The organism is Sphingomonas sp. CCH9-E2, assembly GCF_001557215.1.
GTDB lineage: Bacteria > Pseudomonadota > Alphaproteobacteria > Sphingomonadales > Sphingomonadaceae > Sphingomonas.
The window spans coordinates 1-2,099 of sequence record NZ_LSJM01000311.1 but is presented as its reverse complement, the minus strand read 5'-3'; the positions used below and the strand labels follow the sequence as shown (position 1 = coordinate 2,099).

Here is a 2,099-nt window from a genome sequence, read left to right as displayed (position 1 = left end):
GCCCGAGCCACAGCCCGAGCCGACCGCGACAATCGGGATCGCCGCGGCGACGCACCCGCCGCACAGCAGCCCCGCCGCGCCCAGCGTCAGCAGGGCACGCAGCCGGCTCACGCCGCCTCGCTGGTCCGCTGACGGACCGTGCGGAACTCGATCTTCTTGTCGTAGGGCGCGCCGACGATCATCCGCTTCACATAGATGCCGGGCAGATGGATCGTGTCGGGGTCGAGGCTGCCGACCGGCACCACTTCCTCGACCTCGGCGACGCAGATATTGGCGGCGGTCGCCATCGGCTGGTTGAAGTTGCGCGCGGTCTTGCGGAAGATCAGGTTCCCCGCCTCGTCCGCCTTCCACCCCTTGATGATCGCAAGGTCGGCGCGGATGCCGCGTTCCAGGATATACTCCTGCCCGTCGAACACCTTGACCTCTTTCCCCTCGGCCACCTTCGTTCCGACGCCGGTCTTGGTGTAGAAGCCGGGGATGCCCGCGCCGCCCGCCCGGCAGCGTTCGGCCAGCGTGCCCTGGGGGCAGAACTCGACCTCAAGCTCACCCGCCAGATATTGCCGCTCGAACTCCTTGTTCTCACCCACATAGGACGAGATCATCTTGCGCACCTGGCGCGTGCGCAGCAGCTTGCCAAGTCCCTCGCCATCGATCCCGGCATTGTTGCTGGCGATGGTGAGGCCGGTAACGCCGCTGTCGCGGATCGCGTCGATCAGTCGTTCCGGGATGCCGCACAGGCCGAACCCGCCCGCGCAAATCGTCATGCCGTCGTGCAGCAGGCCTTCGAGCGCCGCTTCGGCAGTCGGGTACAGCTTGTTCATCGCCGCGAGTCTCTCCTAACCCCAATGCCGCGGCGATAGTCGCGCGGGGTCGGCGCGGTCAAGCGAACCTGAACCAACTTTCAACTTTGGGGCATTGCAATGCGACGAAACACTGCTGCGCTGCGGTAAATACGTGCCCGACCGCGTTGAAGAATTAACCAATGCCCGATAGCATCCGACCGGTTTCCGGGGGCGGGATCAGAATCGCATGCTTGAATTTTCGGTGTTCATCTATGGGCTGCTGACGGGCTTCGTCCTGATTTCGGCCGAGCAGAACCGCCGCGCCGCGCGGCCCAATCCGGCAATGGTCACGGCGGTAGGCTGGGGCCTGTTCTCGATGTCCTCGACGCTGGCCGTGTTGTGCGGTGCAGTGGGGATCGCGCTGCTGTTCGGCGTATCCGTCCCCGGCCTGCCCGCCTTTCCGGGATAAAAATACGGGGCGACCGGATGGTCACCCCGTAAGGGCTTGGGAAGGGTAGAGTGAAGCGTCCGTTAGCGGACCGAGCCGCGACGAACCAGGTTGACGATCCCGAGCAGCACGACCGCGCCCAGGAACGAAATCAGCAGCGACGTTGCGCTGAACGACCCGTCGGTGATCGACGCGCCGCCGATCATCGGCGTGATCAGCAATCCGGCAAGCAACGCACCGACAATGCCCACGACGATGTTGAGGAAAATGCCCTGCTGGGCATCGGTCCGCATCACGATGCTGGCCAGCCAGCCAAGCACACCGCCCACGATCAGCAGTACAATCAGGTTGATCATTGGATGTCTCCCATATCCGTCTCGGCCCGGCCGAGTTACATGCACTACGGTTGAAATCGCCGGACGTTCCGCCTGCGTCCGATTTTAAAGACGACCGGGAGAGCCGCATGCCGATCTACGCGTTCGAAGACCTGCAGCCCGAGATCGACCCCGATGCCTGGATCGCGCCGAGCGCCGACGTGATCGGTGACGCGCGGCTGGCAGCAGGGGCCAGCGTGTGGTTCGGCGCAGTCATCCGCGCCGACAATACGCCGATCATCCTGGGCGCACGCAGCAATGTCCAGGAAGGCGCGATGCTCCATTCCGATCCCGGTGCGCCGCTGACGATCGGGGAAGACTGCACGATCGGTCATCACGCGATCCTGCACGGCTGCACCATCGGCAACCGCGTGCTGGTGGGTATGGGCGCGATCATCCTCAACCGCGCGGTGATCGGCAACGATTGCCTGATCGGTGCCGGCGCGCTGGTGACCGAGGGCAAGGAGTTTCCGCCCGGTAGCCTGATCGTCGGCA

The 2,099-nt window shown here is 64.7% G+C and carries 4 protein-coding genes; 2 read left to right on the top strand and 2 right to left on the bottom strand.

Features of this window, described 5'->3' with window-relative positions; all coding sequences use genetic code 11:
* Positions 1-107: 107 nt before the first annotated feature.
* The gene (locus AX681_RS14755) at positions 108-821 is read right to left on the bottom strand and encodes a CoA transferase subunit A (RefSeq protein WP_066682433.1); all 714 of its coding nucleotides are present in this window, start codon (positions 819-821) and stop codon (positions 108-110) included.
* Between the two features lie 208 nt (positions 822-1,029).
* Here AX681_RS14755 and AX681_RS14750 point away from each other — a divergent pair, with 208 nt between their 5' ends.
* Positions 1,030-1,251, top strand: a complete 222-nt coding sequence (locus AX681_RS14750; protein WP_066656625.1) for a hypothetical protein — start codon at positions 1,030-1,032, stop codon at positions 1,249-1,251.
* Positions 1,252-1,313: 62 nt separating this feature from the next.
* Here AX681_RS14750 and AX681_RS14745 read toward each other — a convergent pair whose 3' ends face one another.
* Positions 1,314-1,586 (bottom strand): GlsB/YeaQ/YmgE family stress response membrane protein, encoded by a 273-nt coding sequence (locus tag AX681_RS14745; RefSeq protein ID WP_443026347.1) that lies wholly within the window; start codon positions 1,584-1,586, stop codon positions 1,314-1,316.
* A 107-nt stretch (positions 1,587-1,693) separates the two neighbouring features.
* On the opposite strand from AX681_RS14745, the gene AX681_RS14740 reads away from it, so the two are divergent.
* Positions 1,694-2,099, top strand: a 406-nt coding sequence (locus AX681_RS14740; RefSeq protein WP_066659555.1) for a gamma carbonic anhydrase family protein, incomplete at its 3' end; no start/stop codon positions are given.

Coding starts and splice junctions, on each gene's coding strand:
- AX681_RS14745 (WP_443026347.1), bottom strand. CDS start 1,586: ATGATCAACCTGATTGTACTGCTGATCGTGGGCGGTGTGCTTGGCTGG.
- AX681_RS14750 (WP_066656625.1), top strand. CDS start 1,030: ATGCTTGAATTTTCGGTGTTCATCTATGGGCTGCTGACGGGCTTCGTC.
- AX681_RS14755 (WP_066682433.1), bottom strand. CDS start 821: ATGAACAAGCTGTACCCGACTGCCGAAGCGGCGCTCGAAGGCCTGCTG.